This is a genomic window from Streptomyces huiliensis (assembly GCF_020037025.1).
Taxonomy (GTDB): domain Bacteria; phylum Actinomycetota; class Actinomycetes; order Streptomycetales; family Streptomycetaceae; genus Streptomyces; species Streptomyces huiliensis.
In genome coordinates this window covers 1-7,426 of sequence record NZ_JAIQLH010000305.1, presented here as the reverse complement: position 1 = coordinate 7,426, position 7,426 = coordinate 1, and the positions used below count along the sequence as shown (strand labels likewise).

The 7,426-nt window shown below is 73.8% G+C and carries 8 protein-coding genes; 6 read left to right on the top strand and 2 right to left on the bottom strand.

The window, feature by feature from the left end:
• From cmk to der, 3 genes are all read left to right on the top strand, one after another.
• On the top strand, positions 1–487 hold a 487-nt coding region (cmk, locus tag JNW98_RS31840), incomplete at its 5' end, for a (d)CMP kinase (RefSeq protein ID WP_223771779.1).
• Positions 488–537: 50 nt separating this feature from the next.
• The gene (locus tag JNW98_RS31835) at positions 538–1,125 is read left to right on the top strand and encodes a lysophospholipid acyltransferase family protein (RefSeq protein WP_223771780.1); all 588 of its coding nucleotides are present in this window, start codon (positions 538–540) and stop codon (positions 1,123–1,125) included.
• A 64-nt stretch (positions 1,126–1,189) separates the two neighbouring features.
• Positions 1,190–2,650, top strand: coding sequence for a ribosome biogenesis GTPase Der (der, locus tag JNW98_RS31830; RefSeq protein ID WP_223771778.1), 1,461 nt, complete (start codon positions 1,190–1,192; stop codon positions 2,648–2,650).
• Positions 2,651–2,874: 224 nt separating this feature from the next.
• Here the strand turns inward: der and JNW98_RS31825 are convergent, their stop codons facing one another.
• Together JNW98_RS31825 and JNW98_RS31820 are read right to left on the bottom strand one after the other, a co-directional pair.
• Positions 2,875–3,210, bottom strand: coding sequence for a hypothetical protein (locus JNW98_RS31825; RefSeq protein WP_223771777.1), 336 nt, complete (start codon positions 3,208–3,210; stop codon positions 2,875–2,877).
• Positions 3,211–3,392: 182 nt separating this feature from the next.
• Positions 3,393–4,196, bottom strand: coding sequence for a DUF8842 C-terminal domain-containing protein (locus JNW98_RS31820; RefSeq protein ID WP_223771776.1), 804 nt, complete (start codon positions 4,194–4,196; stop codon positions 3,393–3,395).
• 270 nt (positions 4,197–4,466) lie between these two features.
• On the opposite strand from JNW98_RS31820, the gene JNW98_RS31815 reads away from it, so the two are divergent.
• From JNW98_RS31815 to JNW98_RS31805, 3 genes are all read left to right on the top strand, one after another.
• Positions 4,467–5,717, top strand: a complete 1,251-nt coding sequence (locus tag JNW98_RS31815; RefSeq protein ID WP_223771775.1) for a glycosyltransferase family 4 protein — start codon at positions 4,467–4,469, stop codon at positions 5,715–5,717.
• Positions 5,714–6,634, top strand: coding sequence for a hypothetical protein (locus tag JNW98_RS31810; protein WP_223771774.1), 921 nt, complete (start codon positions 5,714–5,716; stop codon positions 6,632–6,634). Before JNW98_RS31815 ends, JNW98_RS31810 begins: the two co-directional genes overlap by 4 nt.
• A gap of 431 nt (positions 6,635–7,065) precedes the next feature.
• Positions 7,066–7,281 (top strand): I78 family peptidase inhibitor, encoded by a 216-nt coding sequence (locus JNW98_RS31805; RefSeq protein ID WP_223771773.1) that lies wholly within the window; start codon positions 7,066–7,068, stop codon positions 7,279–7,281.
• The last annotated feature ends 145 nt before the right edge of the window (positions 7,282–7,426 follow it).

The following is a 7,426-nucleotide window of genomic DNA, read 5'->3' as shown; positions in this document are numbered from 1 at the left end:
CGGCACCGACCCGTCCGCGCCCACCATCACGGTCGACGGCCTGGACGCCGCCCAGCCGATCCGCACCCAGGAGGTCACCGCGGCGGTCAGCGCCGTCAGCGCGGTGCCCGAGGTGCGGACGCGGCTCACCGAGCTCCAGCGGTCCATGGCGGCCGAGGCGCCGCTCGGCATCGTCGTCGAGGGCCGGGACATCGGCACCACCGTGCTCCCGGACGCCGACCTGAAGATCTTCCTCACCGCCTCGCCGGAGGCCCGCGCCGCCCGCCGTGCCGGTGAGCTCAAGGGCAAGGAAGCCGCCGACCTGGCCACCACCCAGGCAGCCCTGATCAAGCGGGACGCCGCCGACTCCGGCCGCAAGACCTCCCCGCTGGCCAAGGCCGGGGACGCGGTCGAGGTCGACACCACCGAGCTCACGCTCGACCAGGTGATCGAGTGCGTGGTGACCCTCGTAGAGGAGAAGCGGTCCACGGAGGCGCGTTCCGCGTGACCGCCTCCGCCGCCGGTGCGGCCGTCGGGAGACGGATCGGCATCGGCCTGATGAACGGGCTGTGGAAGCCCCGCGTACTGGGCGCCTGGCGGGTGCCCGCGGCGGGGCCGGTCATCATGGCCGTCAACCACTCCCACAACCTCGACGGCCCGATGTTGATGGGGACCGCCCCGCGGCCGGTGCACTTCCTGATCAAGAAGGAAGCCTTCGTCGGCCCGCTGGACCCCTTCCTGCGCGGCATCGGCCAGCTGAAGGTCGACCGCTCCGGCACCGACCGGACCGCGATCACCGGCGCGCTGGACGTCCTGGCGGCCGGCGGGGTGCTGGGGATCTTCCCCGAGGGCACTCGGGGCGAGGGCGACTTCGCCTCACTGCGGGCCGGCCTGGCGTACTTCGCGGTGCGCTCCGGGGCGCCCGTCGTCCCGGTCGCCGTCCTCGGCAGCGCCGAGCGGAAGGGCCGCCTCGTTCCGGGGCTGCCGCCGCTGCGCACCCGCGTCGACGTCGTCTTCGGCGACGCCTTCGAGGCCGGCGACGGCAGCGGGCGGCGCACGCGGACGGCGCTGGACGAGGCGACCGTACGCATCCAGCGGCGGCTGAGCGCGCACCTGGCGGACGCCAAGCGCTTCACCGGCCGCTGACCGACACTGAGTAGCGGACCCCCCAAGGGCCGCCGACGACGAAGAAGAACGAGGAACGGACTCCATGAACGACCAGATCCACACCGGCGACGAGCACGGTGAGCTTGGCGACGCCGAGTACGCGGAGTTCATGGAGCTCGCCGCTCTGGAGGGCTTCGAGGCCGACGAGATCGAGAGCGAGCTCGCCGCGGCCGGGCACGGCCCGCTGCCCGTCCTCGCCGTCGTCGGCCGCCCGAACGTCGGCAAGTCGACGCTGGTGAACCGCATCATCGGCCGCCGCGAGGCCGTCGTCGAGGACCGCCCGGGCGTCACCCGCGACCGCGTCACCTACGAGGCCGAGTGGGCCGGCCGCCGCTTCAAGGTCGTCGACACCGGCGGCTGGGAGCAGGACGTCCTCGGCATCGACGCGTCCGTCGCCGCCCAGGCCGAGTTCGCCATCGAGGCCGCCGACGCGGTCGTCTTCGTCGTCGACTCCGTCGTCGGCGCCACCGACACCGACGAGGCCGTCGTCAAGCTGCTCCGCCGGGCCGGCAAGCCCGTCGTGCTCTGCGCCAACAAGGTCGACGGCCCCTCCGCCGAGGCCGACGCCGCCGCCCTCTGGTCGCTGGGCCTCGGCGAGCCGCACCCCGTCTCCGCCCTGCACGGCCGCGGCACCGGCGACATGCTGGACGCCGTCCTGGAGGCGCTGCCCGAGGCCCCGTCCCAGACCTTCGGCACCGCCGTCGGCGGCCCCCGGCGGATCGCGCTGATCGGCCGCCCGAACGTCGGCAAGTCCTCGATGCTCAACAAGGTGGCGGGCGAGGAGCGCGTCGTCGTCAACGAGCTGGCCGGCACCACCCGCGACCCGGTCGACGAGCTGATCGAGCTCGGCGGCAAGACCTGGAAGTTCGTGGACACCGCCGGCATCCGGCGCCGCGTCCACCTCCAGGAGGGCGCCGACTACTACGCCTCGCTGCGTACCGCCGCCGCCGTGGAGAAGGCCGAGCTGGCCGTCGTCCTCATCGACGCGAGCGAGTCCATCAGCGTCCAGGACCAGCGGATCGTCACCATGGCCGTCGAGGCCGGGCGTGCGATGGTGCTCGCGATCAACAAGTGGGACACCCTCGACGAGGAGCGCCGCTTCTACCTGGAGCGGGAGATCGAGACCGAGCTCGGCCAGATCGCCTGGGCGCCGCGGGTGAACGTCTCCGCGAAGACCGGCCGGCACATGGAGAAGCTGGTCCCGGCCATGGAGACCGCGCTCGCCGGCTGGGAGACCCGGGTGCCCACCGGGCGCCTGAACGCCTTCCTCGGCGAGCTCGTCGCGGGCCACCCGCACCCGATCCGGGGTGGCAAGCAGCCCCGCATCCTCTTCGGCACCCAGGCGGGCACCCGCCCGCCGCGGTTCGTCCTCTTCGCCTCCGGCTTCCTGGAGGCGGGCTACCGGCGCTTCGTCGAGCGGCGGCTGCGGGAGGAGTTCGGCTTCGAGGGGACGCCGATCCACATCTCCGTGCGGGTGCGGGAGAAGCGCGGCCGGAAGAAGTAGGCGGCGGTCGGCCGGGAGGGTGTGCGGCCGGGGGTCCGGGGGTTGCCCCCGGAAGACGCGGCCGGTGCGGGAGAAGCGCGGCCGGAAGAAGTAGGCGGCGGTCGGCCGGGAGGGTGTGCGGCCGGGGGTCCGGGGGTTGCCCCCGGAAGACGCGGCCGGTGCGGGAGAAGCGCGGCCGGAAGAAGTAGCCGCAATGCCGGGCGGGTGACCGCCCGGCGGGCCGCTCAGTACCCCCGTGGCGGCCGTCCGTCCCGGTTGCCCGGGGGGAGGGCCGGGAGGCCGCCGCGGCCCCGGCCGCCCTGGTAGCCGTCCCAGCCGTCCGTCCAGCCGGACTGGCCGGGATAGGGGGAGTGGCCGGTGAGCCGGCCGTAGTAGCCCTGGCCGGAGCCCCCGCCGTACGGCTGCGGCTGGGGGCCGAAGCCCTTGAACGCCAGCTCTTCCTCGCCCGCCCGGTCGCCGGGCAGCGTCCGGAAGGCCCGGCGGTACTCGGCGCAGAGGGCGTCGTAGATCGGGGTCACCGACTCCGTACGGCCGCGGTCGGCTTCGCGGGGTGGGCGCATGCCGGGAATGTAGTTCTGGTACGACGTCCGGGATGCGGGTTCGTAAGAGTACACACCCCAGCCAACGACCCCGGACCGCATCGGATGCGGGGCGGACCGCGACGGGTTACGCGGAAACCGGGGGAATCGGGGGTGCGCCGGGTGCACGGCGGGGCGCACGCCGACCGCCACGTGCCCGCCGATCAGGTGCCCGCGAGCGGCATCGCCGCGCCGACCAGCCGGCCCGACGCCGCCGCCCGGTCCATCGCCTCGCGGAGCAGGTCCTCGCGCGGCTGCTGGCCGATGGTGCCGACGGGTGCCGCGTACACCAGGACCCGGCCGGTCTTGTTGACCGCCGACCGCCACTCCTCAGCCACCTGCATCGGCTGGTGCGCCTGCCACCAGGCGACGGGCTGCCCTCCGTTGGCGTTCGGCTGGAGGACCGCGTGCAGCTTGCCCATCACCAGCAGCACGGACCAGCCGGGGGTGAGGTCGGGCAGCTGGTCGATGGCGGTCACCGGGGCGAAGCCCTGCTCGTTGAGGAGCTCCAGGAAGACGTCCACCGGTCCGGTGGTGCCCGGCCGGGCGATCGGCACCAGCGGCTCGACGACGAGCGCCGGCTGCACCTCTCCGTTGATCAGCAGCAGGCCGCTGGTGACGCCCAGCTCGGCCTGGAGCGGCAGGCCGTCCGCGGTCTGCTCGCCCCCCTGCTGCCCCTGCTGTCCGGCATCGCCGCCGGTGATGGACCGTACGGCGCCCTGGAGCTGCTCCTCGGAGACCGGGACCACCTGCGAGGGGATGCAGGAGGCGTGCGCGAAGGCCAGGACGGCCGTCTCCTCCCCGACGAAGAGCACCGTGCTGGTGCGCTCCCGCTCACTGTCGCCGGGCGTGCGGCAGGAGGTGCAGTCGTACGTGCCCGGGGCGTTGTCGCCCCCGAGCAGGCGGTCCGCTTCTTCGTCGCCGATTTCGGCGCGTACTTCGTCGCTGACGTCGAGCTTGCGAGGCACGGGGGACTCCTCGGACTTCCGGTGCGGTTGCGCGCGCGCCGGGCGGTTCCCGGTGCGTCACGAAGACAACGGACGACGCGCGGCCGGGGTCACGCCCTGCCCGGGGGCGGTTCAGAGCATCGGGGGCGGTGGCCGAAAACACGCGGTCGCGTCATGGAATGCTCATCGTTCCGAGATCGAGTTGATGATCGGGGCCAACCTCCTGATCGTCAGTACGGTCTAATCTTCAGGAGGCGGGCCATCAGGCGCGCACACCGGCTGCGGGGACGAATGCACATCTCATTCCTGATTCACAATGCCTACGGCATCGGCGGCACGATCCGCACCACGTTCAACCTGGCGGGGACGCTCGCCGAGCAGCACGACGTGGAGATCGTCTCGGTGTTCCGCCACCGGGACGAGCCCGTCTTCGCGCCGTCCGGCAAGGTGCGGCTGCGCCACCTCGTGGATCTGCGCAAGGACAGCCCCGGGTACGAGGGGAACGACCCGGAGTACGAGCGTCCGGCCACCGTCTTCCCGTCCACAGAGGGCCGCTACAAGCAGTACAGCGCCCTCACCGACCGGCGCATCGCCGACCACCTGCGCACGCTGGACTGCGACGTGGTGGTGGGCACCCGCCCGGGCCTGAACGTGCACATCGCCCAGCAGGCCCGGCGCGGCATCGCCCGGGTCGGCCAGGAGCACCTGACGCTCGGCACCCACGCGGCGCCGCTGAAGCTGACGCTGCGCACCCACTACCCGCGGCTGGACGCGGTCACCACGGTCACCGAGGCGGACGCCGCGACGTACCGCAAGCTGATGCGGCTCCCCGGCGTCCGCGTCGAGGCCGTGCCCAACAGCATCCCCGCCCCGGTCGTCGCCCCCGCCGACTCCACCGGCAAGTGGGTCGTCGCGGCCGGCCGGCTGGCCCCCGCCAAGCGGTACGACGTACTGGTCAAGGCCTTCGGCAAGGTCGTCGCCGAGCGCCCCGACTGGCGGCTGCGGATCTACGGCGGCGGCGCCGAAAAGGCCAAGCTGCGCGCCCTGATCGACAAGCTCGGCCTCTACAACCACGTCTTCCTCATGGGCCCCGCCAACCCCTTGGACCCGGAGTGGGTGAAGGGCTCCATCGGCGCCGTCACCTCCAGCCTGGAGTCCTTCGGCATGACCATCGTCGAGGCGATGCGCTGCGGGCTGCCCGTGGTCTCCACCGACTGTCCGCACGGCCCTGGCGAGATCATCGACAACGGTGTCGACGGCCTGCTGGTGCCGGTCGGCAAGACCGACGCCATCGCCGCCGGGCTGCTGAAGCTCATCAACGACGACGAGCTGCGCCGCCGGATGGGCCGCGCGGCGCTGGAGAACTCGGCCCGCTTCGACCCCGCCGAGATCGCCGGCCGCTACGAGCACCTCTTCGCCGAGCTCACCGGACGCGGCGCGCTGCGCGGCTCCCTGCACCGCACCCGCGGCGCCCTGCTCAGCGGCGCCCTGCGGACCAAGGACGCCGTCCGCCCCGCCCTGCGCCGGGGGAGTGCCGCATGACACCCGTCCCGACCCCCGCCGGGCCCGCGAACGCGGGCTCGCCCGTACCCGAGGAGTTCACCATCGTGTCTGCCGCGCCGCGCGCCGACTGCATCGCGGATTCCGCGGGCGGACTCACCTTCGACCTCGACGCCCCCGAGGGGGCCGACGCCTCCGGCCACTGGTCGGCGGCGCTGGTGCTGCTCCGCCGGGGCGGCAACGCCGTCGAGAACGCCGACGATGAGGTCCGCCTGCCGCTCACCCCCAACGGCGACGGCCGGCTGCGCGCCGTACTGCCGAGCACCGTCCCGCTGCCCGAGGGCCGCTGGGACGTGTACGTGGACGTGGGCGAGGCGGAGCTCCAGCGGCTGCTGCCCGGCCTCGCCGACCTGCGCTCGCTGGTCGACCGCCGGCCGGGGCCCAGCACCTCGCCGCTGGCCGTGCGCATCCCCTACGCGACCAAGCACGGCAACCTCTCGCTGCGCAGCTGGCAGCGGGCCCCGCACGCGGAGGCGGGCGACCTGGTCCTGGATGCCAAGGGCGTCACCGTGCACGGCGTCCTGCACCGCGCCGAGGACCCCGCGGAGTGGCTGGCCGGGGCGGTGGCCGAGGCCCGCTGCCGCCGGGACCCGGAGCTGGTGTGCACCGTGCCGCTGGAGACGGCGGGCCACGGCTTCTCGTTCACCGTCGCCCACCAGGAGCTCTGCGAGCGCTGGGAGGGCGGTCCCGATGCCTGGGACCTGTGGTTGCGGCGCACCGACGGGTCCGGGGAGGCGCGGGTGGCGCGGCTGCTGGACGACGTCGCGGAGAAGAAGCAGATCTTCGTCTACCCGGCCCAGCCGGTCGACGCCCCCTACGCGCCTGCCCAGGCCGGGCCGTACTACACGGCCGACAACGACCTCGCGATCCGCGTCGACGAGCGGCCGCCGGTCTCCTGACCCGTGCGCCCGGAGGTCCGCCCGCCCTCGTCTGCCCGCCCTCGTCTGCCCGCCCCCCGGCCGCCCGGTCGCCCAGCCCGTCCTGGTCGTCCGCCGGCCGGGGTCCCGCAGGCCCGGAATTTAATATTCCGCAGAATTCGGGGGAACGCGGCGGCGCCCGGGGCGTTGCGTGCGCAAGGTGTCGGCGAATTCCCTTACCGGGGGTACCGGTGGGGGTTTCCCGGAGGAATGCGGAAGCCCCGGGGAGGGAGCGGTGAATTCCGCGACCGTTTCCCGGCGCGTTCCCGGAGTGCCCTCCGGCGGTGTACCCGCGGGCCGGGAAAGAACCCGGGGGAGTGATGCGGGCCGCGGTAAACGCGGTCCCGGATTTCTGTGACAGAAGTGTGACCCGTGGGGCCCGGGAGGACGGCCGGACGGGCTACCGTGGCCGCATGGTGCCGCTGCCGAACCTCCCCCAGGACCCCGACGACGACCTCGACGCCTACGCCGGCCTCAGTGCCGAACGGGCCGCGGCCCGGGCGCGGGAGCGGGGCTGGACGACCGTCCGCACCCTGCCGCCCGGCGCCGTGATCACGCTGGAGTACGTGGTGGGGCGGCTGAACCTGGAAGTGGCGGACGGGATCGTGGTGCGCTGCTGGAAGGGCTGAACCACACGAGGAAGGGCCGCCCCGGGACTCCGGGGCGGCCCTTCCTCGTGTGCGTACGACGTGCGTACCGTCCGCTCAGCCGACGGCGCGGCCGCGGCCGGCGGCCGGCAGCGGCGGGGTGCGCGGCGTCCGGTCGGCGTGCGGG

Excerpts from the sequence above, each read along its gene's own strand:
- JNW98_RS31815 (WP_223771775.1), top strand. The coding sequence starts at position 4,467 with ATGCACATCTCATTCCTGATTCACAATGCCTACGGCATCGGCGGCACG.
- JNW98_RS31805 (WP_223771773.1), top strand. The coding sequence starts at position 7,066 with ATGGTGCCGCTGCCGAACCTCCCCCAGGACCCCGACGACGACCTCGAC.
- der (WP_223771778.1), top strand. The coding sequence starts at position 1,190 with ATGAACGACCAGATCCACACCGGCGACGAGCACGGTGAGCTTGGCGAC.
- JNW98_RS31825 (WP_223771777.1), bottom strand. The coding sequence starts at position 3,210 with ATGCGCCCACCCCGCGAAGCCGACCGCGGCCGTACGGAGTCGGTGACC.
- JNW98_RS31835 (WP_223771780.1), top strand. The coding sequence starts at position 538 with ATGAACGGGCTGTGGAAGCCCCGCGTACTGGGCGCCTGGCGGGTGCCC.
- JNW98_RS31810 (WP_223771774.1), top strand. The coding sequence starts at position 5,714 with ATGACACCCGTCCCGACCCCCGCCGGGCCCGCGAACGCGGGCTCGCCC.